Source organism: Pseudomonas sp. DTU12.3, from assembly GCF_004124275.1.
Taxonomy (GTDB): Bacteria; Pseudomonadota; Gammaproteobacteria; order Pseudomonadales; family Pseudomonadaceae; genus Aquipseudomonas; species Aquipseudomonas helmanticensis.
The window spans coordinates 4,455,857-4,482,500 of the sequence record NZ_CP027218.1 but is presented as its reverse complement, the minus strand read 5'-3'; the positions used below and the strand labels follow the sequence as shown (position 1 = coordinate 4,482,500).

Below are 26,644 nucleotides of genomic sequence, written 5' to 3'. Positions count from 1 at the left end.
AAGATGGTTATCTTGTACTGAATACATAGGTGCAAGAGGCGAACCAGGGGAACTGAAACATCTAAGTACCCTGAGGAAAAGAAATCAACCGAGATTCCCTTAGTAGTGGCGAGCGAACGGGGACTAGCCCTTAAGTGGCTTTGAGATTAGCGGAACGCTCTGGAAAGTGCGGCCATAGTGGGTGATAGCCCTGTACGCGAAAATCTCTTAGTCATGAAATCGAGTAGGACGGAGCACGAGAAACTTTGTCTGAATATGGGGGGACCATCCTCCAAGGCTAAATACTACTGACTGACCGATAGTGAACTAGTACCGTGAGGGAAAGGCGAAAAGAACCCCGGAGAGGGGAGTGAAATAGATCCTGAAACCGTATGCGTACAAGCAGTGGGAGCCCACTTTGTTGGGTGACTGCGTACCTTTTGTATAATGGGTCAGCGACTTATTTTCAGTGGCGAGCTTAACCGAATAGGGGAGGCGTAGCGAAAGCGAGTCTTAATAGGGCGTCTAGTCGCTGGGAATAGACCCGAAACCGGGCGATCTATCCATGGGCAGGTTGAAGGTTGGGTAACACTAACTGGAGGACCGAACCGACTACCGTTGAAAAGTTAGCGGATGACCTGTGGATCGGAGTGAAAGGCTAATCAAGCTCGGAGATAGCTGGTTCTCCTCGAAAGCTATTTAGGTAGCGCCTCATGTATCACTGTAGGGGGTAGAGCACTGTTTCGGCTAGGGGGTCATCCCGACTTACCAAACCGATGCAAACTCCGAATACCTACAAGTGCCGAGCATGGGAGACACACGGCGGGTGCTAACGTCCGTCGTGAAAAGGGAAACAACCCAGACCGTCAGCTAAGGTCCCAAAGTTATGGTTAAGTGGGAAACGATGTGGGAAGGCTTAGACAGCTAGGAGGTTGGCTTAGAAGCAGCCACCCTTTAAAGAAAGCGTAATAGCTCACTAGTCGAGTCGGCCTGCGCGGAAGATGTAACGGGGCTCAAACCATACACCGAAGCTACGGGTATCATCTTCGGATGATGCGGTAGAGGAGCGTTCTGTAAGCCTGTGAAGGTGAGTTGAGAAGCTTGCTGGAGGTATCAGAAGTGCGAATGCTGACATGAGTAACGACAATGGGTGTGAAAAACACCCACGCCGAAAGACCAAGGTTTCCTGCGCAACGTTAATCGACGCAGGGTTAGTCGGTCCCTAAGGCGAGGCTGAAAAGCGTAGTCGATGGAAAACAGGTTAATATTCCTGTACTTCTGGTTATTGCGATGGAGGGACGGAGAAGGCTAGGCCAGCTTGGCGTTGGTTGTCCAAGTTTAAGGTGGTAGGCTGGAATCTTAGGTAAATCCGGGATTCTAAGGCCGAGAGCTGATGACGAGTGTTCTTTTAGAACACGAAGTGGTTGATGCCATGCTTCCAAGAAAAGCTTCTAAGCTTCAGGTAACCAGGAACCGTACCCCAAACCGACACAGGTGGTTGGGTAGAGAATACCAAGGCGCTTGAGAGAACTCGGGTGAAGGAACTAGGCAAAATGGCACCGTAACTTCGGGAGAAGGTGCGCCGGTGAGGGTGAAGGACTTGCTCCGTAAGCTCATGCCGGTCGAAGATACCAGGCCGCTGCGACTGTTTATTAAAAACACAGCACTCTGCAAACACGAAAGTGGACGTATAGGGTGTGACGCCTGCCCGGTGCCGGAAGGTTAATTGATGGGGTTAGCTAACGCGAAGCTCTTGATCGAAGCCCCGGTAAACGGCGGCCGTAACTATAACGGTCCTAAGGTAGCGAAATTCCTTGTCGGGTAAGTTCCGACCTGCACGAATGGCGTAACGATGGCGGCGCTGTCTCCACCCGAGACTCAGTGAAATTGAAATCGCTGTGAAGATGCAGTGTATCCGCGGCTAGACGGAAAGACCCCGTGAACCTTTACTATAGCTTTGCACTGGACTTTGAATTTGCTTGTGTAGGATAGGTGGGAGGCTTTGAAGCGTGGACGCCAGTTCGCGTGGAGCCAACCTTGAAATACCACCCTGGCAACTTTGAGGTTCTAACTCAGGTCCGTTATCCGGATCGAGGACAGTGTATGGTGGGTAGTTTGACTGGGGCGGTCTCCTCCTAAAGAGTAACGGAGGAGTACGAAGGTGCGCTCAGACCGGTCGGAAATCGGTCGTAGAGTATAAAGGCAAAAGCGCGCTTGACTGCGAGACAGACACGTCGAGCAGGTACGAAAGTAGGTCTTAGTGATCCGGTGGTTCTGTATGGAAGGGCCATCGCTCAACGGATAAAAGGTACTCCGGGGATAACAGGCTGATACCGCCCAAGAGTTCATATCGACGGCGGTGTTTGGCACCTCGATGTCGGCTCATCACATCCTGGGGCTGAAGCCGGTCCCAAGGGTATGGCTGTTCGCCATTTAAAGTGGTACGCGAGCTGGGTTTAGAACGTCGTGAGACAGTTCGGTCCCTATCTGCCGTGGACGTTTGAGATTTGAGAGGGGCTGCTCCTAGTACGAGAGGACCGGAGTGGACGAACCTCTGGTGTTCCGGTTGTCACGCCAGTGGCATTGCCGGGTAGCTATGTTCGGGAAAGATAACCGCTGAAAGCATCTAAGCGGGAAACTTGCCTCAAGATGAGATCTCACTGGAACCTTGAGTTCCCTGAAGGGCCGTCGAAGACTACGACGTTGATAGGTTGGGTGTGTAAGCGCTGTGAGGCGTTGAGCTAACCAATACTAATTGCCCGTGAGGCTTGACCATATAACACCCAAGCAATTTGCATGCTCCAAGCTGAAAAGCGAGAGAGACCAGATTGCGGTGTGTGAAGACGAAACGAACCGAAAGTTCGATGTTCACAAACACCGAAAGCTATCACATACCCAATTTGCTGAAGCGAGGCCGTCCGGCCACGACTCAGTACCCGAATTTCTTGACGACCATAGAGCGTTGGAACCACCTGATCCCATCCCGAACTCAGCAGTGAAACGATGCATCGCCGATGGTAGTGTGGGGTTTCCCCATGTGAGAGTAGGTCATCGTCAAGATTAAATTCCGAAACCCCAATTGCGAAAGCAGTTGGGGTTTTGTTTTGCCTGCGAAAAAGTTTTGAACGCTTGTAGAGCATCCCAACCGTCGCAAGAGCGGCCATTGGGGAAAAACCTTCTGAAGTGACCGGGCAGTTTTTGGTATGGTGCAGCTCGTTTTTTAATGGACTGATGTCATGCCCACGGATCGGCACTCATTTATGTCAAAGAGTTGCTGTAGAAATGCCTGAACCAATCCCGATCAAGGATCACGAAAAAGAGACGCGCCTGGTCAACAAGCGGTTGATCGCCTGCGCCTTGTTCGTCTTCGCCGTCAGCTGTGCGCTGGTGGTGCGCCTGTACATCCTGCAAGTGGTGGAATTCGACTACCACTCGACCATCTCCGAAAACAACCGTGTTCATGTCCTGCCTATTGCGCCGACACGTGGGCTGATCTACGACCGCAATGGCGTGTTGCTGGCCGATAACCGTCCCAGTTACAACCTGATCTTCACCCGTGAACGAGCGACTGACGTCAATCAGGAGCTGGACGAGGTGATCAATCTGCTGCATTTACCCGCAGAAGACCGCACAGTCTTCGATAAGGCGATGAAGCAGTCTCGCCATCCGTTCACGCCAGTTACGCTGTTCTACGAGCTGACGGAAGAGCAGATCGCCGTCCTCGCGGTCAACGAGTTCCGCTTGCCCGGTCTCGATGTCGAACCCCAATTCGTTCGTCACTATCCGCTGGGCGCACATTTCGCCCACTCGATCGGCTACGTCGGCCGGATCAACGAAAAAGAATCCAAGAGCCTCGACTCGGTTGAATACCGCGGCACGCAATCCATCGGCAAAACCGGTATCGAACGTTTCTACGAGGCGCAGTTGCACGGCCACGTCGGATATGAAGAGGTCGAGACCAACGCCCAAGGTCGTGTACTGCGTGTGCTCAAACACACCGATCCGGTACCCGGCAAAAACATCGTTCTGAGCCTCGACGTCAAACTGCAGGAAGCGGCGGAGGCGGCACTCGGTGATCGTCGCGGTTCGGTGGTCGCGCTCGATCCGTCTACCGGCGAAGTGCTGGCGATGGTCAGCAACCCGAGTTTCGACCCGAACCTGTTCGTCACCGGCATCAGCTCCAAGGAGTATTCGGCGCTACGCGACTCGATTGACCGGCCGCTGTTCAACCGCGTCCTGCGTGGCCTCTACGCACCGGGTTCGACGATCAAGCCGGAGGTTGCGATTGCTGGTCTCGATGCCGGTGTTGTAACGCCGCAGACTCGCGTCTTCGACCCGGGTTACTACCAACTTCCGGACTTCGATCACAAGTACCGCAACTGGAACCACAGTGGCGACGGCTGGGTAGATATGGACGCAGCGATCATGCGATCCAACGACACGTACTTCTATGACCTCGCGCACAAGCTCGGCATCGATCGCCTGCACGACTACATGGCGATGTTCGGCCTCGGTGAGAAAGTCTCGCTGGACATGTTCGAAGAGTCGCCCGGCCTGATGCCATCTCAGGCGTGGAAACGTGCCACGCGTCGACAGGCCTGGTTCCCGGGCGAAACCGTGATTCTCGGTATTGGCCAAGGCTACATGCAGGTCACGCCGCTGCAACTGGCCCAGGCCACCGCACTGATCGCCAACAAAGGCGTGTGGAACCGTCCGCACCTGGCCAAGACGGTCGACGGCATAGCTCCGGTTGATGAGAATCCGATGCCAAATATTCTGCTCAAGGATCCGCGCGATTGGGAGCAGGTCAACCATGGCATGCAGATGGTGATGCACGACGCGCGTGGTATTGCCCGCGCGGCAGCGGTGGGTGCGCAATATCGCATCGCCGGCAAGAGCGGCACGGCGCAGGTGGTGGCGATCAAGCAGGGCGAGCGTTACAACCGCGAGAAAACCCTGGAACGGCACCGCGACAACGCCTTGTTCGTCGGTTTCGCTCCGGCGGAGCATCCGAAGATCGCGATTTCGGTAATGATCGAAAACGGCGAGGCCGGTGGCCGTGTTGCTGGTCCGGTGGTGCGGCAGATCATGGACGCCTGGTTACTCGATCAGGACGGCCATCTCAAGCCGCAATACGCGGCGCCGACCAAAGCGCCGGGTGACCCGCACGTTTAATCGTCAACAGCTTTCCAGCACCGGCTCATGCAAGCTCGGCCGGTGCTGTGAAATGCCTATTTGCAACGATAACCCTCGGGCATCGTGACGGTGTAGGTGCGCTGCACACGGTCCTCGAAGTTCAGGTTCTGCAAGCCTTGCTCCACCAGAAAAGCTTCGACCTTGGCTGCCTGGCAGTCTTCGTTATAGGACGACGCGCGAAGCAGGTAGACCGGGCGCTTGCTGACTTCATCCCGGGCGGTGGCAATGAACGTACTGAGCGTGGTGTAACCGGTGCGCTCCGAGCTACCTATCGGGCCATAGGTGGTGTTGGGTGTACTCGTGCAGTTCAGCCGGTCGTCTTTTTTCTTGCTGTTCTTGCACACGGTAGAGGTGCTGGTCGGCACCTGCCCGTAATCGGTAGCGGTATAGCGGTAGGTCACTTGTCGGCTACCAATGTCGAGGCTGATGGTCATTTTTATCGGCGCGTGGTTCTTCGGCAGACTGACATCGGTATAGACCTGCTGGTAGCCCATGTCTTTCAGTGCGCTCACCATGTCGCGGAGATAGTAGCGAGCGTTAAGTGCGTTTTCGTCGCTGCCACCCGCAGACGTCACGAGTACCGTCGCCTTTCGGTCAAAATGATAATCCGGATCTGGTGTGGCATTCAGCGCTACGTCCATTTGCGTGGCGCAGCCGCTGATCAACGCGGTCAGTAAAAACAGCGCGGAGAATAAAAACCGGGTCATGAAAAAGCCGCCTTGCAACTAAGGATTGAATAAGAGTTAAACGCTGGGGACTGGCGACAATTAACTCGCGCTGCTGCGCAAGGTTCAGTCTTTCTGGTATTCCAGCAGATCGCCAGGCTGGCAATCGAGTGCTGCACAGAGTTTGTCCAGCGTGGCCATCTTCACGCCCTTGACCTTGCCATTCTTCAGTAACGACAGGTTGGCCTCGGTGATGCCCAGCAGGCTGGCTAACTCTTTCGAGCGAATTTTTTGCGTGGCCATGACAACGTCAAGGCGGACGATAATGGTCATTGTATTGTTCTATATGTATTGGCTTTGCTCATCGCTGAGTACTTTTGCATCGCGCATGATAATTGAAAATAAACAGAGCAATACGCCTTTGACAATCTCGTATGCAGAAGAGGAAGACAGGCCGATCGAGAATTGAAAAATGCGATCCCCGGGCGGCAGATCGATAGACAGGGTCAAACCCTGCAAAGTCTCCACCAGTGGGTAGGCCGCCGGAGAAATGATGCACAGAATCCCTACTCGCCACAGAACCTTGATGTTGCGCTCGGTCCAGGTTTCACCGCGGGACAAGCGCAGAAAAAACAACCCGGTCAGGCAAAGTACGTAAGTCGAAAGTAGAACGGGCAGGAAATCCAACACCACCAACAATGCAGTGACCAGTGGCGACAGCCATGTGTCGGGTGCAAGCAGCGCACCTTCGACAAACGGGTCAAGCAGTTGCGGTGAGTTTTCCGCAAAGGCGTAGAGCAGCGCCGCGAGCATTTCATCGGTTTTGAAGAACCAGATCGAAGCGGTACTGCCGACCTCGGTGACCGCTAGAACCCAGACCAGAAGCGCCGCCAACAATCCCACCCAATGCATGCGTTGCAGTGCCAATCCGTTGATACGAGTACTCATGAAAATTCCTTGCGGTGTCATTGGGAGTGACGGATTCTCGATGTTTAATTATCTAATGGCAATAATAAATTGTTCTTGTTTTGTGAAGGTCCCCGGCGGCATCGAGGTGCTGGGGCCATAGAATGATTCTTCAATTCAATCGATTTTCGGGGATTTGCAATGTCGACAGGCTCTCGGATTCGTAGCAAGTCGAGAGCAGGGAGGGACCTGAGCCACTGGGTGGTCGCCGGTATCGGTGACGGGTTCAGGGAATGATGGGAGCGGGGGACACACACCACAGGCATGCTTCAGTCCCCCGCTCTGATAAGGCTTACTTGATCTCGGTGACGAAGTTTTCCCGCGATCGACGAACCTTCTTCAAGTTCACCAGCCAGTCACCTTCAGCGGCTCGATGGCCCAATGGCAGAATCACCACGCTACGCAAGTTGCGGGCCGCGAGGCCGAGGATTTCGTCGATGGCAGCCGGGTCGAAGCCTTCCATAGGTGTCGCATCTACTTCTTCAAATGCTGCGGCAATCAGCGCCGAGCCAAGACCAATATAAGCCTGTCGCGCCGCCGCCTGATAGTTGGCTTCCTTGCCACGTGCAGCGACGATGCCCAAGAGCATTTGACGGTAGTTTTCCCATCCTTCGTTAACGCTGCCGCGCACTTGGTTAGTCAGGTCGAACATCATGTTGACCCGCTCCGCCGTGATGTCGTCCCACGCGGCGAACACCAGCAAATGCGAGCAGTCGGTGACCTGCTCCTGATTCCAGCTGACAGCTTTGATCTTTTCGCGAACCTCGGCATTGGTCACTACGAGCAATTCAAAGGGCTGCAACCCACTGGATGTTGGCGTTAACCGGACCGCTTCCAGGATGCGTTCGATTTTCTCATCGGGCACAGTCCTGGAAGAATCGAACTTCTTCGTTGCGTAGCGCCATTTCAGCAGTTCTGTCAGTTTGCTCATCACTAAATTCCGTAAAGGTGAAAGATGTTCAGGTGGGTCAATAACGACTGGCTGTCGTGCTGAACCTGGGCTTATGCTAACGATTAAAGCCAACTTGAAGGTCAAGCACTTTTTATGAAGATCGGAGAGGTTTCCAAGCGCACAGGTGTTGCCGCGTCGGCGATACGCTATTACGAGGAGCAAGGTTTGGTTGAGCCTTCTACCCGTGACGCCAATGGATATCGGCACTATGGCGAGGCGGCTGTTGCGCGATTGATCCTGGTGCGCGATGCCCAGCGACTGGGTTTTTCTCTCGACACCATTCGCGGTCTGTTCCTGCAGGATGGCAGTTGTTCGAAATCGCTGACCATTGCGCAAATCGATATCCGTCTGGATGAGATTCGGCAGATCGAGGCCAACCTGGCGCTGCAAAGTCAGGGGCTGCTGAGGCTGCGGCATACACTTGAAGAAAGTCTGCGCACCGGCGTTCCTCCCGTTTGCGCGAGCGGGCACCGGGCCGAATCGTATCGGCATGAACAGAGCCTCGCCCCGCGAAGCGCATTGCCTGAGCAGCCGGCCAGTAGGTGATAGCGCCCTACGGTGCTTGCCATCGCCCTGACGTTAACGTAAAGATTGCCGTCAGGGCGCTGAAATACTGAAAGCGCCAAGCGGACCGCTGCGGAGCGCTTGATGACTCTTATAAAAACAACTGATCCCAAGTCACCCCACGAAGCCCGGCTCGCCCGGGAAAAGTTGCACCAGGAAGGGCAAGTGCCCGACGGTGTGCTGCGTGCGGAAATCGATGCTTCTTGGCGACGCAGTCTCAGCCACGGCGTGCTCTTCAACGGCAAACACGAGCTGATGCTGGAATCGAGCGCCAGCCTCGACGTGCTGCTGGCGAGTAATCGCCTGCTGATCGACGCCGCGATGCCCGCCATCGATTACCTTGCCGAACGTCAGGGCAAGGAAGGCTTGATCATCCTCGCCAACTCCGACGCAACCATTCTTGCCGTCGAGGGCCGCGCTGACCGGCTCAAGGGCAGTGGCCTGCAGGACATAACCCTTGGCGCCTGCTGGAGCGAGGCCGCCCGAGGCACCAATGCCCTCGGCACTGCACTGGTCGAAGCCCGACCGACGCTGATCGATTGCGGCGAACATTACCTCGATCGCCTGACTGATTTTTCCTGCACCTCGGTGCCAATCCATTGCCCGCAAGGCGAGATTCTCGGTGTCCTCGATCTGACCCGCGAAGGCCCGCTCGGTCGGGTGCATGACAGCACCGCGCTATTGAGCATGGCGGTCAGTCAGATCGAAAGCCGGGTGTTCAATAACAGTTTCCCTGATCAGATCGTCCTGGCGTTTCACAGTCGCCGGCAGTATCTGGAATCGCCGTGGCAGGGCTTGCTCGCAGTCAGTCTCGGCGGACAGATCCTCGCGGTCAGCGCGCAAGCCTGTCAGTTGCTGCGGGCCGAACGTTCGGCATTGGTCGGACGCCGCTGCGAAGAGTTTCTCGGTGTCGATGGCGTACAACTGCTCAGTCGTTTGCAGCAGGGCGGCGTCGGCAGTCTGCAAACGGCCAAGGGCGAGTTTTTCTACAAAACCCTGCGTGCGCCGGCGCGCTCGGTCAACGTTGGCGGCGCGCCACGCAGTGTGGCGAAAACCCTTAAAGCGCCAGCGGATCTCGATGCGCTGGCCGGCAGCAATGCCCGCTATGCCCGCGCCTTGCGCATGGCAAGGCAAGGTCTGGCCAATGAGCTGCCGGTGTTGCTGCTCGGCGAAACCGGCACCGGCAAGGAAGTCATCGCCCGCGCCTTGCACACGGCCGGCAGCCGTTGCGACAAACCCTTTGTCGCGGTGAACTGCGCGGCCATTCCCGAAGGTCTGATCGAATCGGAACTGTTCGGCTACCGCGAAGGCGCGTTCACCGGATCACGTCGTGGCGGCATGATCGGCCGCTTGCAACAGGCCCATGGCGGCACGTTATTTCTCGATGAAATCGGCGACATGCCACTGGCGTTGCAAGCGCGCCTATTGCGGGTGTTGCAGGATCGCAAAGTCGCGCCGCTCGGTGCCGGTGAAGAGCAGGACATCGACGTCGCACTGATCTGCGCCACCCATCGCGACCTGAAAATCCTGGTCGCCGACAAGCAGTTTCGCGAAGACCTGTTCTATCGCGTCAACGGCATCAGCGTGATGCTCCCGGCGCTGCGCGAGCGTGATGATTTCGCCGCACTGGTGGCAAGACTTTTAAGCAAGCTCGAAGCGCCGAACGTAGTGCTGCATGACGACCTCGACCGCTTGCTCGCCGGCTATCACTGGCCGGGTAATATCCGCCAATTGGAAATGGTCCTGCGCACCGCGCTGGCCATGCGCGAACCGGGCGACAGCGTGCTGACCCTCGAGCACTTGCCTGACAGCATGCTCGACGAACTGAGCGCCAGTGAAAAACCGCCGGCTGGCAGTATTCGCGAGAATGAATTGGAGATGATCCGCCAGTCCCTCGATAGCCATCAGGGCAACGTCTCGGCTGCTGCCGACGCCTTGGGTATCAGCCGCGCGACGCTGTATCGCAAACTCAAACAGTTGCGTTCGTGATGTTGCGTTTTATTGTTCGGCTGATCGACAGCCGTGACCCTGCCACGCTGCAAGCGGCGTTGCGCTGGCTGTACGGCTTCGTCCGCCCGCAACGTCTGGCGATTGCCGGTTTGCTCGGGCTGTCGGTGTGCGCTTCGTTGCTGGTGCTGGTGCAGCCATGGCTGGTCAAGCTGCTGATCGACGATGGTCTGCTGGCGCGTAATTTCCCGATGCTGGTGCTGATCGCGGTGCTGATGATCATCGCCGGATTGCTCGGTACCGCGTTATCAGGGATCAACCGTTATCTGCACACGCGCTTGTCCGGGCGGATTCTGTTCGCCTTGCGCGATGACCTCTATCGGCATTTGCAAACCTTGTCGCCGAGCTTCTATGGGCAGCGGCGGATTGGCGATCTGATGTCGCGGCTCGATGGCGATGTCGCGGAGATTCAGCGCTTTGCCGTGGACTCGCTGTTCTCCGCAGTCTCCAGTGTGATTGGTCTGGTGGTGGCGATTGCCATGCTCTTGACCTTGTCTTGGAAGCTGTCGTTGCTGGCGCTGGTGCTGATCCCTCTCGATGTGTTGTGGCTGCGCTGGATGCGGCGCAAGGTCGAGCGTGATGTGCGGCAGTTGCGCGAGCGTTCGGCAGACATGTCGTCGTTCATGGTCGAGACGCTGCCGGTGATGAAGTTCATCCAGTCCGCCGGGCAACAACAGCGAGAAGCGCGGCGCCTGGAGAATCTCGGCCAGGGTTACATGAATCAGTTGCTGCGGCTGCAAGTCACCGAGTTTTTCACCCAGGCGGTGCCGGGTACGCTGACCTCGTTGTCCCGCGCTTGCGCGTTTTTGATCGGCGGTTATTGGGTGGTGCAGGGCACTTGGCAGCTCGGCGCATTGATCGCGTTTTCCACCTATCTGGGCATGGCGGTTGGCCCGGTGCAGAGCCTGTTGGGATTGTATGTGGCGATTCAACGGATGACCGTCAGCCTCGGTCGGGTGATGGAATTGCGCGGCGAAGAACCTACCGTGCGCTCGCCGCTTGCGCCGCAACCTTTGCCGGCCTCGGGCGAGCTGCGTTTTGACAATGTGCACTTCAGTCATCCTGGCCGGCCGAGCACCTTGAGCGGCATTGAAGCGACGATTCCCTACGGTTTGAAAGTCGCCCTGAGCGGTGGCTCCGGCGTTGGCAAATCGACCTTGATCGACCTGTTGCAACGTCATCACGATCCGCAATCGGGGCGGGTGCTGCTTGGCGAAGTCGATCTGCGCGAACTCGACCTGTTCGAGCTGCGTCGACGCATTGCGGTGGTCAGTCAGGACATCGTGCTGTTTCGTGGCAGCCTCGCCGACAACCTTGCCTACGCAGTGCCGGACGCCAGTCGCGAATCGATTGCCGAAGTCGCGCGGCTGGCGCAGCTCGACAGCCTGATCGGCTCACTACCCGAAGGGCTCGACAGTCCGTTGGGCGAGCGCGGCCAGCAGTTGTCCGGCGGGCAGAAACAACGCATCGCGATTGCCCGGGCGCTGTTGCAGGATCCCTTGATTCTGGTGCTCGACGAAGCCACGTCGGCTGTCGACGAAGCCACCGAGCGCGAAGTGATCGAAGCCATCGACCGCTTGTTTGCCGGGCGTACGCGCATCCTCATCAGCCACCGGCCGTCGACCCTGGCCGATGCCGATCTGCGCTTCGAATTGCTCGACGGCGTGCTGACCTCGAAAACGGTGCTGCATGAAGCCTGAGTTGCGGATCGGCGTGGTCGACAGCGGGCACTCGGCGGCGCAACGGGTGCAGGTGATTGCCGGGCAGCGGTTCTCGTTGCTGGAGGACGGCCTGGCGCAGAGTGATTTGCGCGAGGATCCGCTGGGGCATGGCAGCGCGGTGATCGAGGTGATCAGTCGTCGTGCGCCGGCCGCGCAGATTTGCGTGGCACAGGTGTTTGATCAGCGTGGCGTGACCAGTGCTTTGCAGATTGCCACGGCGATTGATTGGCTGGTGAAGCAGGACGTTCGCTTGATCAATTTGAGTCTGGGATTACGCCAGGATCGCAGCCTGTTGCGCGAGGCTTGTGCGGCGGCAGTGGCACGTGGCGTTCTGCTTTGCGCGTCAAGTCCGGCGCAGGGCGCGGCGGTGTTTCCGGCGAGTTATCCGCAGGTGCTACGGGTGACAGGAGATGCGCGTTGCACCGAGGAGCAATGGTCTTGGCTCGACAGTGCACAGGCGGATTTTGCCGCGTGCGTGCACGGGACGTATCCGGGGCAATCCGGCGCGAGTCTCGGCTGCGCGGCGTTGAGCGGGCATATCGCCGGGTTTCTGCTGGAACATCCGCAGGCGAGCAACCTTGAAATTATCGAGTGGTTAAAACACAACGCGCGTTATCGCGGGCCTGAACGGCGGCTTGGGCCATGACTGCCATTGTGATTCTCGGTGCCGGCCCGGCAGGTGCCGCAGTGGCGTTGGGGCTGCGGCGGTTGAGCTACGACGTGACACTGGTCAGCGAATGGCGGCGCTTTTCAGCCCTCGAAGGCGTCTCGCAGCGGGTACTGGAAGCCTTGCGTGGTGCGGGCCTGCACCAGGCGCTGGCGGAGGCGATATTGCCTTCGCAACGGCAGGTGAACTGGAACGGACAGCAGCATGCGCAGAACATCGAATTTCTCCTCGATCGGCCGACCTTCGATCGCGGTTTGCGTGAGGCCTTGCACGCCGCCGGAGTGGTGCTGATCGAAAAACGCGTGCTCAACGTACAGGCTTCAGTAAGCCCCCATCGAATCGAACTGGATGGCGGTGCGACGTTGCACGCCGATTTTCTGGTGGAAGCACGCGGGCGCCAGGCACCGACGCTCGGCAAAGGCTTGCGCGGGCCAGAGACCGTCAGTTTGCTCAACCGCTGGCAAGGCGCGCCAGGCACGACCGCCAGCGCGGTGGAAAGCCTTGAGGACGGTTGGGCGTGGATGGCGCGCCGGGTCGACGGACAATGCTACTGGCAGTGGACGGTGGACGTGGCCAGCGCTGATCTGCCGGCCAAGGCCCAGTTGCTCGATTACTGTCGTCAACGGCGACACGTCTCGGCTTTCGCTCGGAGTTTTTTTGCCGATGCAGCCGAAGCCGAGCTGCAACTGCACGCGCGCAGCAGTACGGCGATTCTTTCAAATCAGGTGTGTGGCGCTAACTGGATTCGGGTCGGCGATGCCGCTATGGCAGTAGATCCGCTGTCAGGCAACGGGATTTTTCAGTCGCTGTCTTCGGCGTTACAGGCGCCGGTGGTGATCAACACTTTGCTGCGCAAACCCGAGCGAGCGGCATTGGCGCAACGCTTTCATCAGCAACGGGTGGAGCAATTGTTTTTGCGCTTTGCGCGGATCGGCCGGGACTTTTATGCTGACGAGCAACGTTGGGCTGAACAGCCATTCTGGCGGGTGCGGCGGCAGTGGCCGGATGCTCAGGTCGCGCATGCTGAGGCGAATTTCGCAGCGTTGCGGATCGAGCGTATGCCAGTGCTGCGTGACGGCTTTGTCGATGAGGCTGAGGTGGTGATTAGCGCGGATCAGCCGTTGGGGATCTGGCATGTGCAGGGTGTCGAGGTGGCGCCGCTGGTGCGGCGGTTGCGCACAGAATCGGCGGAGCAGGTGTTGGCGGGGTTGAGTGAAGAACAGGGCAGGGTGATCCGGGGGTGGTTGCTGGCTCAGGGGTTCAGTCCTTGACTGGGCTGACGCCTTCGCGAGCAAGCCCGCTCCCACTTTGGAATGCGATCAACTGTGGGAGCGGGCTTGCTCGTGAAGGCGGCCTGAAGGTTGCCGCTATTACAACTTGATCAACACCGACTTCAGCTCGGTGTAATGCTCAATCGCCGCATACCCCATCTCCCGGCCAACCCCGGACATCTTGTACCCGCCAAACGGCAGCGCCGGATCCAGCGCACTGTGGCAGTTGACCCACACCGAGCCTGACTTGATCCGTGGAATCATCCGGTGCACCGCCGCCAGATCATTCGACCAGATGCTCGCGCCCAAGCCGTAAGGGCTGTCGTTGGCCATGCGCAATGCATCGGCTTCGTCATCAAACGGAATCGCCACCAGCACCGGGCCGAAAATCTCTTCCTGCACCAGCGAATGCTTTTGATCGACGTCGACAATCACCGTCGGTTTGACGAAGAATCCCGGCCCGAACTGTTCGCCACCACAAGCGATGGTCGCGCCACTTTCCCGGCCCATCTCGATGTAGTTGTAGACGCGCTCTTGTTGGCGCGCGGAAATCAGCGGGCCCATTTCCACGCTCGGGTCGAGGCCGTTGCCCATCTTCATTGCGTTGGCGATATCGCTGATATCGGCGACGACATTGTCGAAATGCTTGCGCTGCACATACAGCCGCGAACCTGCGCAGCAGACCTGACCCTGATTAAAGAAAATCGCGCCGGCGGCACCCGCCGCAGCAGTTTTCAGATCAGCGTCGGCCATCACGATGGTCGGCGATTTGCCGCCCAGTTCAAGGGTCACGCGGGTCATCGAATCCATGGCGGTCTTGCCGATCTGCTTGCCGACAGCGGTGGAGCCAGTGAAGGTCAGTTTGTCGACCAAAGGGTTATGTGTCAGCGCCGAACCGGCAGTGATCCCGGTGCCAGTGACCACGTTGAACACGCCTTCCGGGTAACCGGCTTCGAGTACCAGCTCCGCCAGTTTCAGCGCAGTCAGAGGGGTTTCATCCGCAGGCTTGAGCACCACGGTGCAACCGGTGGCCAGCGCCGGGCCGAGTTTCCAGCAGGCCAGCAGCAGCGGGAAATTCCAGGCGACGATGGCGCCGACCACACCGACGGCTTCGCGGCGAATGAAACTGTGGAACTGATCATTCGGCATCAGCGGCAGCGACACCTCGACGCTGGATCCTTCGATTTTTGTCGCCCAACCGGCCATGTAACGCAGGAAGTCGACGGCCAATTGCACGTCCATCACCTGCGCCACTGCTGCGCTCTTGCCGTTGTTCAGGCATTCCAGTTGCGCGAGCATTTCAGCATCGCGCTGCATCAGCTCGGCGAGTTTCCACAACAGATTCTGCCGCTCGCGCGGGCGGGTGCGGCTCCAGGCGGAATCGTCGAAGGCCTGACGTGCGGCGAGCACCGCGCGGTCGACATCTTCCGGTGTGGCGCGGGGCACCACGCAGAGGATTTCACCGGTGGCCGGATTGTGTAATGGCATGGTCTGGCCGTCGGCGGCCTCGACCCAATCGCCGCCGATCAACATGCGCGGCTTGCGCTGGATGAAGGCAGAAGTGGCAGGGAGCAAATACGGGAGGGACATGGCACAGCCTCTTGTTGTTCGTTGTCGTTCAGAGGGCTTTCGCAATGGCTGTGCCAAATGCTTCAGGAAGGCTTGCGAGCCTGTTGTGCTAGGCGTGAGAGGTGGACGTTGAGGCGTGCGGTACGGTGAATTTGTCGCAAAAAGCGACAGTCGTTGAGATGCAAGATACGGATCGGATCAGGCCTGGCAGGCGCCGGACGAAACGGTGGCCGAACTGCTGTAGGAAGAGTCGCTGAACAGTCGGTTTAACCCGTCTGGTGGATTGAAGGGGTTCGAGTTAAGTTCTTTATCCAGTGGCGTATCCATGAGCGATACGCGCTTCTCGCTGCGCTGGTGATTGGCCAGTGGAGCGATGCTCATACGATCCGAACAAGTGCAGCGATGGCCGTCAGCAGTTTTTTTATAATTTTCGCCTCTTTTGGCCTGGCTCTGCTGGAGGATAAATCTTGATCCGCTAATCATTATCTTATGGTCGCTCAGCATGATTTTGCTTGCAGCGTTCGCGCTGTGGTGGGGGCACTGGGTCGAAGCCACCAAGCGCAAATCCAGGGAATCAGCGGCCAAAGAGCGCCCACCAGGAGCGTGCCCGAGGTGTTGCGAGTTTTGCGGGCGATATCAAGTCCATTCAGAGCATCCCGTCCGCTGACCCAACGCCCCCAACCCCGCGACAACTATGCTTGTCTCACACTGCAACAGTTGTCGCGAAATTGGACGCCAGTCGACACCCACGCCACCCCTGCAACGCAGTGATCTTCACGTAAATGCTTGATTGAAAAGCTTATCCGCAAGCTGGCACGCTCCGTGTATTGCTCATCACAGACGTTTCTCTTGCCTCCGTCGGCGCTACACCATCGACGGCAGAAACCATAAAAACGATAAGCGACAACAATAAGAAAGCACCGTGCGAGGTTCGACGTTGATGAAGAGAAGACTCCGATCAGGCATGAGCGCCAGCCTGCTGGCCGTGGCCGCTTGCGTGGCCCTGCATTCGCCGCACAGCCTGGCTGCCCGCGATGCCCAGACCATCCTGAAAGAAACCTGTCAGGGCTGTCACACCCCCGAGGCTGATAACGCCTTGAGCCGCATCAGCCACCAGCGCAAGACCCCGGAAGGCTGGCTGATGAGCATCGCCCGCATGCAGACCATGCACGGTTTGCAGATCAGCGATGACGACCGCCGCACCCTGGTCAAATACCTGGCTGACACCCAAGGTCTGGCGCCGAGCGAAACCGATGGCGTGCGTTATGCGCTGGAACGCCGGTTGAACACGGTCGAGCAGCTCGATGAGAAAACCAGTCAGATGTGCGGCCGCTGCCACTCCGGCGCGCGGGTTGCGCTGCAACGGCGTCCGGCGCAGGAGTGGGAGCGTTTGGTCAACTTCCACCTCGGCCAATGGCCGTCGCTGGAGTATCAGGCGCTGGCGCGTGATCGCGACTGGTTCGATATCGCTCGTAAAGAGATGGTGCCGTTGTTGGCCAAGCGTTATCCGCTGGACAATCCGGCGTGGCAGCAATGGCTGAAAACTGCGCCGAAAGCCGCAGCGCTGGTTGGCGACTGGAGTTTCAGCGGCCACCTGCCGGGCAAAGGTGAACTGGCCGGCGTGATGAGCGTGACCGCCGATGGCAACGACACCTTCAAGGTCAGCGTCAAAGGTCAATACGCCGATGGCAGCGCCTTCAATGGCGACGGCAGCGCAATCCTCTACAGCGGCTATGAATGGCGCGGCAACGTCAGCGTCGATGGCGTGACCATGCGCCAGGTATTCGCCGCGCAGGGTAATGCCATGCAAGGACGCATGTTCGACGCCGAGCACGATGAACGCGGTCTCGATTTCGTCGCCGCCAAACAAGGCTCGCAACGTTTGCTCGCCGTGCAGCCGGGTTACGTGAAGACCGGCAGCGAAACCGAAGTGACCCTGATTGGCACAGGTCTGAGCGGTAAACCGAACTTCGGCAAAGGCGTGGAAGTCGTCGAAGTGCTTGAGCAAAACGCCGAGCGGATCAAGGTCAAAGTCAAAGCCGCCGCCAATGCCCAGCCGGGAATGCGCGCCGTCAGCGTTGGTGCGCTGAAAGGCCCGAGCCTGTCGGTTTACAACAGCATCGCCTCGGTCAAAGTGGTGCCGGAATTCTCCGTGGCGCGGATCGGCGAGGGCGGTGGTTCCACGCCGAAAGTCCAGGGCCGTTTCGACGCCGAAGCGTGGGGCAAGGGCACCGATGGCAAACCGTATCGCATCGGCGTGTTCCCGGCGCAGTGGAAGGTCGAAGCCTTCGACGATCGCGCCAAAGCGGACGAAGACGTCAAGTTCGCCGGCACCATGCAGGCCGACGCGGGCGTGTTCACCCCGGGCGATGCCGGGCCGAATCCGGCGCGCAAAATGTCCACCAACAACGCCGGCAACCTCAAGGTGATTGCCGCCGTCGACGATGCAGGGAAATCCCTCACCGGCGAAGGCCACCTGATCGTCACCGTGCAACGCTGGAACAATCCACCCATTCCTTGAGTTGCCTTGAACGGACACGCTTCAGACACTTTTCGGAATGACCGCAAGCCTCGCCAAGCGGGGCCTGCACAGGAGGTTTGCAATGGGCGCTATCTTGAATCTGGTCGAACGCAATCTGCACGAAGTGCACGTCGACGCCGACCGCATGCTGTTTCACATTCCCAGCAGTTCGCTGTTTGCCAGCGATGAGCTGACCGGCACCATCATCGACACCTTGCGCGGCCCCGGCTGCTCTTCGGAAGACTTGATCGAGCGCCTAGCCGCCCGATTCAACGGCGAGGAAATCAACGAGACCCTGCGCGAGCTGATCTCGCTGGAACTGGTCAGCGACGGCTCGCCACTGACCCCCGATATCGCGGTCAAACGCGTCGAGCGCACGGCCATCAATACCGTGGTGCTCAACGTCAATACCGGCTGCAACCTGAGCTGCACCTATTGCTACAAGGAAGACCTCGACAAGCCATCGGCCGGGAAGAAGATGGACGTCGAAACCGCCATCGCTTCAGTGGAAATGCTTTTGCGTGAATCGCCGGATGAAGAGCGTTTCACCGTGGTGTTTTTCGGTGGCGAACCGCTGAGCAATCGCAAGCTGATCGAGTACATGGTCGACTACTGCGAGAAGCGTTTCAGCGAGGCTGGCAAGTTTGTCGAATTCGTCATGACCACCAACGCCACGCTGCTGACCGAAGACACCGTCGACTACCTCAACGCCCACCGTTTCGGCTTGTCAGTGAGTATCGACGGGCCAAAAACCGTGCACGACCGCAACCGCATCACCGTGGGCGGGCAGGGCACTTACGACGTGGTGCGGCGCAAGGCCGAAATGCTCCTGTCGCGCTACAACAGTCGCCCGGTCGGTGCGCGTGTGACGCTGACCACCGGCGTCACCGATGTCGAAACCATCTGGGATCACCTGTTCAATGAACTGGGTTTCGCCGAGGTCGGTTTCGCCCCGGTGACCTCGGGAGATATCAGCAGCTTCAACCTCAGCAGCGACGAACTGATCGAAGTGTTCGCCAGCATGAAACGCCTCGGTCGGCGTTATCTGCAAGCGGCGCTGGAGCACCGCAACATCGGTTTCTCCAATCTGCACCAACTGATCACTGACATCCACGAAGGCCACAAAAAGGCCCTGCCGTGCGGCGCCGGGCTGAAGATGCTGGCGGTCGATCACAAGGGCGAACTGAACCTGTGCCACCGCTTCACCGGTTCAACGCTGCCGACTTTCGGCAACGTGCACAGCGGCGTGAAGCAGGTCGAATTGAACGACTTTCTGTCCCAACGTCTGGATCGCAGCAACACCGGTTGTGAGGATTGCCAGATCCGCAACCTGTGTTCCGGCGGCTGCTATCACGAGAGCTACGCGCGCTACGGCGACCCGACTCACCCGACCTATCACTACTGCGAACTGATGCGTGACTGGGTCGACTTCGGCATCGAGGTCTACACCCGGATCATGGCCAATAACCCTGCGTTTATCAGCAGCTACATCACTCCGCGCAAGGCTCACTGATATGAAACATCTCAAGGCAATCAATAACAAAGCGTTGAAGCTCGATCAGGCCGCGGCGGAAAACCGCATCGAAGAAGTGGTGGCGATGAGTTCGGTGGCGGGCTGTGCATCGACTACCGATCCGGGCTGGGAGATCGATGCGTTTGGCGGCGTGTCGTCGCTGTGCCAGCCGATGGAAGCTGACCTGTATGGCTGCTCCGACCCGTGCTGGTGGCCGGCGCAGGTGCCGGACATGATGAGCACCTATCCGGACTGGAACAAGGATGCCCAGGCGTCCAATGACAACTGGCGCAACCTCGGCACGGTCTTCCCGAAAGACAAGTGATCGCCCCGGACAAGAAGAAGGATTCCAGTATGCGTAGCATAAAAGCCTGCGGCCTGGCCGCGTTCGCCGCGCTGAGCGTCTGCTCGTTCAGTGTTCTGGCCGATGAAAACACCGTGCTGCAAGACGGTCACGAGTACATGGTGACCACCAATTATCCGAATAACCTGCACGTCCTCGATCTGGCCACCGACAGCCTGTACAAGACCTGCAAGATGCCTGATGCGTTTGGCCCCGGCACTGTGCAGCTGTCGCCGGATCGCAAAACCGCCTATGTGCTGAACAATCATTACGCCGATGTCTACGGTGTCGAACTCGACACCTGCAAACAGGTGTTCCACGCCAGCATCACCCAGCAACCGGGGGAGAAGGCGCGCTCGATGTTTGCGTTTACTGTCAGCCACGACGGCAAAGAGCTGTACACCATCGCCAACCCGACGCAGATGCTCAACGACCGTTATGAGGTGAAACAGCCGCGTCTGGATGTCTACGCGACGGATGCCGGGATGAACGCCAAGCCTGTGCGCAGTTTTCCCGCGCCACGGCAACTGACGATCATGCAAAGTGGCGATGACGGCACGCTCTATGTGGCGGGCGCCGATGTGTACAAGGTCGATGTGCAGAGCGGCAAGTTCGACGTGCTGATCCCCAGCCGCCATTGGAAACGCGCGAACTACAGTGCGCCGGACGTTCTGTATGTGTGGAATCAGCAGACCTTCCGCCATGATTTTTCGCTGCTCTATACCACGGCGAAATTCAAGGACAAGAAGCAGGATCCAGCGACCGCCGAATATCTGTATGGACTGTTCAGCATCGACCTGAAAACCGGCAAGACCGAAACCACCGACTTCGGGCCTCTGACTGAAATCTACTTCAGCGGCATGCGCTCGCCGAAGGACCCGAACCTGATGTTTGGCGTGCTCAACCGGCTGGCCAAGTACGACATCAAGCAGAAGAAACTGATCCAAGCGGCGACGCTGGAGCATTCCTACTACTGCATTTCGTTCAACAAGGAGGGCAGCAAGATCTATCTGGCCGGGACGTTCAATGATGTGGCGATTTTCGATGCCGAGACGATGAAGCAGACGGGGAGCATCAAACTGCCTGGGGGGGATATGGCGATCACGACTGCGCAGATATTTGTCCGGTAATTTGTCGCGGCTGTTCTGACGCCTTCGCGAGCAAGCCCGCTCCCACATTTTGAAATGCATTCCAATGTGGGAGCGGGCTTGCTCGCGAAGATGCCCTCAAAACCCCCGCAAAATCAGGCCCCCGGCACCGGGCAACTCATGTCACCTTCCTCACACTTCAAATACTCCTTCAGTGCCTCGACACGCACCTTGGTCACCCCAGTCAGGCAATTGCTGTAAATCAACGGGTAAACACTCCCGCCCGTCACCCCGGATGCCGAAAACTTGCACTCGGCATCACGAAACCCGACCCACGCCCGCTGCGCACCGACCAACAGCTTCTTGCCCTCCGGATTATCCTTCAACCGCCCGGTGATCTGCTGATACACGGTATTCAACTCCTTGTCCGCCGCTTTGAAGTCCTGCCCGGCGCACTGGTTCATCGTCGCCTGATCGCTGGCGTTGGCGCAGTCGACGGCGGCGTGGGCGAGGGGAGTGAACAGAAAAGGGGTCAGGGCCAGGAGCAAACGTGGGGACATGGTCAGGTCTCGCAGTGAATGTCGGAAATAGCAGCCATTGTAGCGAGCAGGTTCAACTGCCGCTGTAGCCGCGCAGGCGCATGCAGTCATTGGTCAGGTCAATCTGTTTCTCGGCTACCACGATGCCATCCCCGACTCCGGCGCCGACGGCCGCTGACATGCTTTTGTCCGACGGCGTGCTGTTGTAGCTGGCGGTTGCCGACTTGGCCTGATACTGGCACTCGGCTTTGTCGTGATCGATCGTCGCCTGGCTCGCACCGGGCTTGTTCCAGTGATCGACGGAGGTGACGCAAGCGGACAGCGTCAGCAGTGCTGCCCACAGACCGAGGTTCGATAGCCGCATGTCTTTCTCCCACCGCCCATTGGATAGACCCTTGAGTCTAGACGTAACTTCTTCTGTTGCGGATGACCAAATAGCTCCTTGATACAACTTCACATTGGACATGTGGTCATACAGGCCTAGTGTTCAGAACAGGAGGTGACGTATGAAACCAGTACCCAATAGTTTCGAACGCAAAATCACGCTCAAGGCGCCGCGTTCTCATGTCTGGCGTGCATTGGTCGATGCCGAGGCGTTTGGCCAGTGGTTTGGTGTGGCGCTGGAGGGCAGGCGGTTCATTGCCGGTGAATGGACGCAAGGGCAGGTCACGTATCCGGGTTATGAACATGTGTTGTGGAATGTGCTGATCGAGCGGGTCGAGCCGCAGCAGTTGTTCTCGTTCCGTTGGCATCCTTATGCGGTCAATCCGAAGATCGACTATTCCCAGGAACCGACGACGCTGGTCAGGTTCGAGCTGCAGGATTACGAGGACGGTACGCTGCTCAAGGTTTCCGAGTCGGGTTTCGCGCATATCCCCGATGTGCGTCAGAAAGAGGCGTATTTCATGGACAGTCGCGGCTGGGAAGAACAGTTGAGCCGGCTCGAACAGTTTCTCGCCGAAAGCGCCAAGGCTCGCGAGCGTGACGGTGGCTGAGCGCTTTGAACCGTGGCTGAAACGCTGGTCATTGATAGCGGACGGCGCGCCGATCATCACCCCGGGCAGCCGTTTGCTGCCGGTGCGCATGGGCGACACCCCGGCCATGCTGAAGCTGGCGGAAGATGCCGAGGAAAAGTACGGCAACCTGCTGATGACGTGGTGGGACGGCGAGGGTGCTGCGCGGGTGTTGGCGCACCACGGCGATGGGCTGCTGATGGAGCGAGCCATGGGTCAGCGTTCGCTGATGCACATGGCGCTCAATGGCGAAGATGATGAGGCCAGCCGCATTTTGTGCACGGCGCTGGCGCGGCTGCACGTAGCGCGTGCAACGCCACCACCGCCATTGGTGGAATTGGCGCCATGGTTTGCCTCGCTACAAAGCGCTGCCGCGCAACATGCCGGACTCTATGCACTTTGCCTGCAAACCGCCGAAGCCTTGCTCGCTACCCCGCAGGACGTGGTGGTGCTGCACGGCGACATGCATCACGACAATGTTCTAGATTTCGGCGTGCGCGGCTGGCTGGCGATTGATCCCAAACGGGTGAGGGGAGAGCGTGGTTACGACTACGCCAATCTGATTTGTAACCCGGATTTGCCCACGGCGACGGATCCCAAGCGTTTGCGTCGCCAGCTTGAAGTGATCAGCGAAGCTGCCGGCCTGGATCGTCAACGATTGCTGCAATGGGTGCTGGCGTTCGCCGGCTTGTCGGCTGCATGGTTTCTGGAGGATGACGCTCTGGAACAAGCCTCAGGGCAGCTGAAAGTCGCGCAGATCGCGGCTTCCATGCTTGATGGCTGAAACATCTAAGGGTTTTCGGAAGGGCAGGTATAGCGAATGTCTTACACGCGTTGGTAGCTTTTTCGACTTTTGTCGATTGGATCCACTGCGTAATCTACACCCATCAACTGAGACACAGGGAGTGTTTCAGGATCAAGGATGATCGACCATTTGCAAGGATCGCTGCCGACAGGGAGTCGATAATGGTCTTGGGAAAAACCCGCTTCGGCGGGTTTTTTTTCGCCCCCAGAAAAGCACAGTCCCCCTGTAGGAGCTGCCGCAGGCTGCGATCTTTTGATCTTGTTTTTTTAAACCAAGATCTGGATCAAAAGATCGCAGCCTGCGGCAGCTCCTACAGGGGGCATGCGTTACGAGGCGATCAGTTGGCGCAGGACGTAATGCAGGATCCCGCCCGACTTGAAGTACTCCACCTCGTTCAACGTATCGATCCGGCAGAGCACCTCGATTTTCTCCTGGCGCCCATCCTCACGAGTGATCACCAGCGGCAAGTTCATCCGCGGCGTCAGTTCGACGCCGGTCAGACCCTGGATCTCAAAAGTCTCCTTGCCCGTCAGGTTGAGGCTCTTGCGGTTCTGATCGAGCTTGAACTGCAATGGCAGCACGCCCATGCCCACCAGGTTGGAGCGGTGGATTCGCTCGAAGCTTTCGGCAATCACCGCTTTCACCCCCAGCAGGTTAGTGCCCTTGGCCGCCCAGTCGCGACTGGAACCGGTTCCGTATTCTTGGCCGGCAATCACCACCAGCGGCGTGTCCGAGGCCTGATACTTCATCGCCGCATCGTAAATCGCCAGTTTTTCGCCGGTCGGAATATAGATCGTGTTGCCGCCTTCTTCGCCCCCGAGCATTTCATTGCGGATACGGATGTTGGCGAAGGTGCCGCGCATCATCACTTCGTGGTTGCCACGGCGTGAGCCGTAGGAGTTGAAGTCTCGTGGCTCGACACCTTTTTCACGCAGATAACGCCCGGCCGGGCTGTCGGCCTTGATGTTGCCGGCGGGGGAGATGTGGTCGGTGGTCACCGAGTCGCCGAGCAGGGCCAATACCCGCGCACCTTTGACATCCTTGATTTCCGGCAGCGGTCCGGAAATATCGTCGAAGAACGGCGGATGCTGGATGTAGGTCGAATCGTCCTGCCACACGTAAGTCGCCGCTTGCGGCACCTCGATGGCCTGCCATTGTTCATCACCGGCAAATACTTCGGCGTATTCCTTGTGGAACATCGCCGTGTTGACCTGACTCACCGCGTCGGCGATCTCTTTGCTCGAAGGCCAGATATCCCGTAGATACACCGGGTTGCCTTGCTGATCCTCGCCCAGCGGTTCGCTGCTGATATCGCTGCGCACGCTGCCGGCCAGGGCATAGGCGACCACCAGCGGCGGCGAGGCCAGCCAATTGGTTTTCACCAGTGGATGCACGCGACCTTCAAAGTTGCGATTGCCGGACAGGACCGAAGCGACGGTGAGATCAGCTTTCTGAATGGCTTTCTCGATGGGCTCGGGCAACGGCCCGGAGTTGCCGATGCAGGTGGTGCAGCCGTAACCGACCAGCGAAAACCCGAGCTGGTCGAGGTACTGCGTCAGCCCCGCAGCCTTGTAATAGTCTGTGACCACTTTCGAGCCAGGGGCCAGCGAGCTCTTCACCCACGGCTTGCGGGTCAGGCCTTTCTCAACGGCTTTTTTCGCCAGCAACCCGGCCGCCATCATCACGCTCGGGTTGGAGGTGTTGGTGCAGGAAGTGATCGCAGCAATGACCACGGCGCCGTTTTTCAGGCGATAAGTGTGGCCTTCGTATTCGTAATCGGTTTCGCCGACCAGATCGGCATTGCCCACCGCGACGCCACCACCGCCCTCACTTTCCAGGCGTCCTTCTTCTTTGCTGGTGGGTTTGAATTGCAGATCGATGAAGTCGCTGAAGGCCTGCGGCACATTCGGCAGCGATACGCGATCCTGTGGGCGTTTTGGCCCGGCGAGGCTCGCTTCGACGCTGCCCATGTCTAGCGCCAGACTGTCGGTGAACACCGGTTCCTGACCGGGCAGACGCCACAGGCCCTGAGCTTTGGTGTAGGCCTCGACCAGTTTTACCGTTTCCGGTGGACGACCGGACAGACGCAGGTATTCCAGCGTCACGTCATCGACCGGGAAGAAACCGCACGTCGCGCCATATTCCGGAGCCATGTTGGCGATGGTCGCGCGGTCGGCCAGCGGCAGGTCGGCGAGACCGTCACCGTAGAATTCGACGAATTTGCCCACCACGCCTTTCTTGCGCAGCATCTGCGTGACCGTCAGCACCAGGTCGGTGGCGGTGATGCCTTCCTTGAGTTTGCCGGTGAGTTTAAAACCGATCACCTCTGGAATCAGCATCGACACCGGTTGCCCGAGCATCGCTGCTTCCGCCTCGATCCCGCCGACACCCCAGCCGAGCACGCCGAGGCCGTTGATCATGGTGGTGTGGGAGTCGGTGCCGACCAGAGTGTCAGGGAAGGCATAGATGCGGCCGTCTTCCTCTTTGGTCCACACGGTGCGGCCGAGGTATTCAAGGTTGACCTGGTGGCAGATGCCGGTGCCCGGCGGCACTACGCTGAAGTTGTCGAAGGCGCTTTGGCCCCAGCGTAAAAATGCATAACGCTCGCCGTTGCGCTGCATTTCGATGTCGACGTTCTGCTCGAACGCACTGGCTGTGGCGAACTTGTCGACCATTACCGAGTGGTCGATCACCAGATCCACCGGCGACAACGGATTGATTCGCTGCGGATCGCCGCCGGCCTTGGCCATTGCTGCGCGCATGGCAGCAAGGTCGACCACGGCGGGGACGCCGGTAAAGTCCTGCATCAGGACGCGGGCCGGGCGGTACTGGATTTCCCGATCGGAGCGACGCTCCTTGAGCCAGGCGGCAAGCGCTTTGAGGTCGGCGCCGGTGACAGTTTTTTCGTCTTCCCAGCGCAGCAGGTTTTCCAGCAGGACTTTCAGCGACATCGGCAGCTTGTCGAGGTCGCCCAGGCTTTTGGCGGCATCCGGCAGGCTGAAATAGTGGTAGGTCTTTTGGTCTATCTGCAGTGTTTTGAGGGTCTTCAGGCTATCGAGGGACGGCATTACGATCACTCCTTTGAATCCGCACGGCTACGGATCGGGGGACGAATAGAGCTTTAAACCTAGCCCTGTTTCAGGTAGCTGGCTAATAACTGGACTCTATGAGCGGAACCAAGGTTCCGACATCGGCTATCATGCGCCGGTTTTCGTGACAGGCTTTGCTGCAACGCAAAGTCTGGACATCGCGCAGGGGCCGAATG

General features: G+C 58.4%; 21 protein-coding genes and 2 rRNA genes (1 of these 23 only partly in view). 14 read left to right on the top strand and 9 right to left on the bottom strand.

Features of this window, described 5'->3' with window-relative positions:
- The 3 genes from C2E19_RS20470 to mrdA form a co-directional block, all read left to right on the top strand.
- Nucleotides 1-2,755: ribosomal RNA gene (locus C2E19_RS20470) — 23S ribosomal RNA — on the top strand (it extends 139 nt beyond the left edge of the window).
- A gap of 168 nt (nt 2,756-2,923) precedes the next feature.
- Nucleotides 2,924-3,039, top strand: a 5S ribosomal RNA gene (gene rrf / locus C2E19_RS20465).
- 222 nt (nt 3,040-3,261) lie between these two features.
- Nucleotides 3,262-5,154, top strand: coding sequence for a penicillin-binding protein 2 (gene mrdA / locus C2E19_RS20460; protein ID WP_129394826.1), 1,893 nt, complete (start codon nt 3,262-3,264; stop codon nt 5,152-5,154).
- Between the two features lie 56 nt (nt 5,155-5,210).
- Here mrdA and C2E19_RS20455 read toward each other — a convergent pair whose 3' ends face one another.
- From C2E19_RS20455 to C2E19_RS20440, 4 genes are all read right to left on the bottom strand, one after another.
- Complete coding sequence (locus C2E19_RS20455; RefSeq protein ID WP_129394825.1) at nt 5,211-5,882, bottom strand: hypothetical protein; 672 nt, start codon at nt 5,880-5,882, stop codon at nt 5,211-5,213.
- An 84-nt stretch (nt 5,883-5,966) separates the two neighbouring features.
- Nucleotides 5,967-6,173, bottom strand: coding sequence for a helix-turn-helix transcriptional regulator (locus C2E19_RS20450; RefSeq protein ID WP_007910409.1), 207 nt, complete (start codon nt 6,171-6,173; stop codon nt 5,967-5,969).
- Nucleotides 6,174-6,182: 9 nt separating this feature from the next.
- Nucleotides 6,183-6,788 (bottom strand): hypothetical protein, encoded by a 606-nt coding sequence (locus tag C2E19_RS20445; protein ID WP_129394824.1) that lies wholly within the window; start codon nt 6,786-6,788, stop codon nt 6,183-6,185.
- Nucleotides 6,789-7,098: 310 nt separating this feature from the next.
- On the bottom strand, nt 7,099-7,737 hold the full coding sequence (locus C2E19_RS20440) for an NAD(P)H-dependent oxidoreductase (RefSeq protein ID WP_129394823.1): 639 nt from the start codon (nt 7,735-7,737) through the stop codon (nt 7,099-7,101).
- Between the two features lie 114 nt (nt 7,738-7,851).
- On the opposite strand from C2E19_RS20440, the gene C2E19_RS20435 reads away from it, so the two are divergent.
- The 5 genes from C2E19_RS20435 (at nt 7,852) to C2E19_RS20415 (ending at nt 13,988) form a co-directional block, all read left to right on the top strand.
- Nucleotides 7,852-8,304 (top strand): MerR family transcriptional regulator, encoded by a 453-nt coding sequence (locus tag C2E19_RS20435; RefSeq protein ID WP_129394822.1) that lies wholly within the window; start codon nt 7,852-7,854, stop codon nt 8,302-8,304.
- A gap of 102 nt (nt 8,305-8,406) precedes the next feature.
- Nucleotides 8,407-10,311, top strand: coding sequence for a sigma-54-dependent Fis family transcriptional regulator (locus C2E19_RS20430; protein ID WP_129394821.1), 1,905 nt, complete (start codon nt 8,407-8,409; stop codon nt 10,309-10,311).
- Complete coding sequence (locus C2E19_RS20425) at nt 10,311-12,029, top strand: ABC transporter ATP-binding protein (protein WP_129394820.1); 1,719 nt, start codon at nt 10,311-10,313, stop codon at nt 12,027-12,029. The genes C2E19_RS20430 and C2E19_RS20425 overlap by 1 nt, the downstream gene beginning before the upstream one ends.
- Nucleotides 12,019-12,696, top strand: coding sequence for a S8 family serine peptidase (locus C2E19_RS20420; RefSeq protein WP_129394819.1), 678 nt, complete (start codon nt 12,019-12,021; stop codon nt 12,694-12,696). The genes C2E19_RS20425 and C2E19_RS20420 overlap by 11 nt, the downstream gene beginning before the upstream one ends.
- Nucleotides 12,693-13,988: an FAD-dependent monooxygenase gene (locus C2E19_RS20415; RefSeq protein WP_129394818.1), complete on the top strand. Its 1,296-nt coding sequence runs from the start codon at nt 12,693-12,695 to the stop codon at nt 13,986-13,988. The genes C2E19_RS20420 and C2E19_RS20415 overlap by 4 nt, the downstream gene beginning before the upstream one ends.
- 99 nt (nt 13,989-14,087) lie before the next feature.
- Here the strand turns inward: C2E19_RS20415 and C2E19_RS20410 are convergent, their stop codons facing one another.
- Both C2E19_RS20410 and C2E19_RS20405 read right to left on the bottom strand, forming a co-directional pair.
- Entirely contained in the window at nt 14,088-15,578 is a 1,491-nt protein-coding gene (locus C2E19_RS20410; protein ID WP_129394817.1) for an aldehyde dehydrogenase, read from the bottom strand.
- Between the two features lie 177 nt (nt 15,579-15,755).
- Nucleotides 15,756-15,938 carry a hypothetical protein gene (locus C2E19_RS20405; RefSeq protein ID WP_129394816.1) on the bottom strand — a complete coding sequence of 61 codons (183 nt, stop codon included), beginning with the start codon at nt 15,936-15,938 and terminating at the stop codon, nt 15,756-15,758.
- A gap of 559 nt (nt 15,939-16,497) precedes the next feature.
- On the opposite strand from C2E19_RS20405, the gene peaA reads away from it, so the two are divergent.
- The 4 genes from peaA (at nt 16,498) to peaD (ending at nt 21,064) form a co-directional block, all read left to right on the top strand.
- On the top strand, nt 16,498-18,078 hold the full coding sequence (peaA, locus tag C2E19_RS20400; RefSeq protein ID WP_129394815.1) for a quinohemoprotein amine dehydrogenase subunit alpha: 1,581 nt from the start codon (nt 16,498-16,500) through the stop codon (nt 18,076-18,078).
- 82 nt (nt 18,079-18,160) lie between these two features.
- Nucleotides 18,161-19,591 carry a quinohemoprotein amine dehydrogenase maturation protein gene (gene peaB / locus C2E19_RS20395; RefSeq protein WP_129394814.1) on the top strand — a complete coding sequence of 477 codons (1,431 nt, stop codon included), beginning with the start codon at nt 18,161-18,163 and terminating at the stop codon, nt 19,589-19,591.
- A 1-nt stretch (nt 19,592) separates the two neighbouring features.
- A complete protein-coding gene (gene qhpC, locus C2E19_RS20390) occupies nt 19,593-19,916 on the top strand; it encodes a quinohemoprotein amine dehydrogenase subunit gamma (protein WP_123409863.1) in 324 nt (107 codons plus the stop codon).
- 29 nt (nt 19,917-19,945) lie between these two features.
- A complete protein-coding gene (gene peaD / locus C2E19_RS20385; RefSeq protein WP_129394813.1) occupies nt 19,946-21,064 on the top strand; it encodes a quinohemoprotein amine dehydrogenase subunit beta in 1,119 nt (372 codons plus the stop codon).
- Between the two features lie 113 nt (nt 21,065-21,177).
- Here the strand turns inward: peaD and C2E19_RS20380 are convergent, their stop codons facing one another.
- Both C2E19_RS20380 and C2E19_RS20375 read right to left on the bottom strand, forming a co-directional pair.
- Entirely contained in the window at nt 21,178-21,582 is a 405-nt protein-coding gene (locus tag C2E19_RS20380; protein ID WP_129394812.1) for a lysozyme inhibitor LprI family protein, read from the bottom strand.
- A 52-nt stretch (nt 21,583-21,634) separates the two neighbouring features.
- Nucleotides 21,635-21,925: a hypothetical protein gene (locus tag C2E19_RS20375; RefSeq protein WP_129394811.1), complete on the bottom strand. Its 291-nt coding sequence runs from the start codon at nt 21,923-21,925 to the stop codon at nt 21,635-21,637.
- 142 nt (nt 21,926-22,067) lie between these two features.
- Between C2E19_RS20375 and C2E19_RS20370 the strand changes: the two genes are divergently transcribed.
- Nucleotides 22,068-22,556 (top strand): SRPBCC family protein, encoded by a 489-nt coding sequence (locus C2E19_RS20370; RefSeq protein ID WP_129394810.1) that lies wholly within the window; start codon nt 22,068-22,070, stop codon nt 22,554-22,556.
- Nucleotides 22,543-23,358: an aminoglycoside phosphotransferase family protein gene (locus C2E19_RS20365; RefSeq protein ID WP_129394809.1), complete on the top strand. Its 816-nt coding sequence runs from the start codon at nt 22,543-22,545 to the stop codon at nt 23,356-23,358. Before C2E19_RS20370 ends, C2E19_RS20365 begins: the two co-directional genes overlap by 14 nt.
- 347 nt (nt 23,359-23,705) lie before the next feature.
- On the opposite strand, the gene acnA is transcribed toward C2E19_RS20365, so the two are convergent.
- Complete coding sequence (acnA, locus tag C2E19_RS20360) at nt 23,706-26,447, bottom strand: aconitate hydratase AcnA (protein WP_129394808.1); 2,742 nt, start codon at nt 26,445-26,447, stop codon at nt 23,706-23,708.
- Nucleotides 26,448-26,644 lie beyond the last annotated feature (197 nt).

Bases quoted from the DNA above. Each gene is read 5' to 3' on its own strand.
- C2E19_RS20415 (WP_129394818.1), top strand. From the start codon at position 12,693: ATGACTGCCATTGTGATTCTCGGTGCCGGCCCGGCAGGTGCCGCAGTG.
- C2E19_RS20450 (WP_007910409.1), bottom strand. From the start codon at position 6,173: ATGACCATTATCGTCCGCCTTGACGTTGTCATGGCCACGCAAAAAATT.
- C2E19_RS20440 (WP_129394823.1), bottom strand. From the start codon at position 7,737: ATGAGCAAACTGACAGAACTGCTGAAATGGCGCTACGCAACGAAGAAG.
- peaD (WP_129394813.1), top strand. From the start codon at position 19,946: ATGCGTAGCATAAAAGCCTGCGGCCTGGCCGCGTTCGCCGCGCTGAGC.
- C2E19_RS20370 (WP_129394810.1), top strand. From the start codon at position 22,068: ATGAAACCAGTACCCAATAGTTTCGAACGCAAAATCACGCTCAAGGCG.
- C2E19_RS20435 (WP_129394822.1), top strand. From the start codon at position 7,852: ATGAAGATCGGAGAGGTTTCCAAGCGCACAGGTGTTGCCGCGTCGGCG.
- mrdA (WP_129394826.1), top strand. From the start codon at position 3,262: ATGCCTGAACCAATCCCGATCAAGGATCACGAAAAAGAGACGCGCCTG.
- C2E19_RS20445 (WP_129394824.1), bottom strand. From the start codon at position 6,788: ATGAGTACTCGTATCAACGGATTGGCACTGCAACGCATGCATTGGGTG.
- peaA (WP_129394815.1), top strand. From the start codon at position 16,498: ATGAAGAGAAGACTCCGATCAGGCATGAGCGCCAGCCTGCTGGCCGTG.
- peaB (WP_129394814.1), top strand. From the start codon at position 18,161: ATGGGCGCTATCTTGAATCTGGTCGAACGCAATCTGCACGAAGTGCAC.
- C2E19_RS20430 (WP_129394821.1), top strand. From the start codon at position 8,407: ATGACTCTTATAAAAACAACTGATCCCAAGTCACCCCACGAAGCCCGG.
- acnA (WP_129394808.1), bottom strand. From the start codon at position 26,447: ATGCCGTCCCTCGATAGCCTGAAGACCCTCAAAACACTGCAGATAGAC.
- C2E19_RS20375 (WP_129394811.1), bottom strand. From the start codon at position 21,925: ATGCGGCTATCGAACCTCGGTCTGTGGGCAGCACTGCTGACGCTGTCC.
- C2E19_RS20420 (WP_129394819.1), top strand. From the start codon at position 12,019: ATGAAGCCTGAGTTGCGGATCGGCGTGGTCGACAGCGGGCACTCGGCG.
- C2E19_RS20405 (WP_129394816.1), bottom strand. From the start codon at position 15,938: ATGAGCATCGCTCCACTGGCCAATCACCAGCGCAGCGAGAAGCGCGTA.
- qhpC (WP_123409863.1), top strand. From the start codon at position 19,593: ATGAAACATCTCAAGGCAATCAATAACAAAGCGTTGAAGCTCGATCAG.
- C2E19_RS20455 (WP_129394825.1), bottom strand. From the start codon at position 5,882: ATGACCCGGTTTTTATTCTCCGCGCTGTTTTTACTGACCGCGTTGATC.
- C2E19_RS20380 (WP_129394812.1), bottom strand. From the start codon at position 21,582: ATGTCCCCACGTTTGCTCCTGGCCCTGACCCCTTTTCTGTTCACTCCC.
- C2E19_RS20410 (WP_129394817.1), bottom strand. From the start codon at position 15,578: ATGTCCCTCCCGTATTTGCTCCCTGCCACTTCTGCCTTCATCCAGCGC.
- C2E19_RS20425 (WP_129394820.1), top strand. From the start codon at position 10,311: ATGTTGCGTTTTATTGTTCGGCTGATCGACAGCCGTGACCCTGCCACG.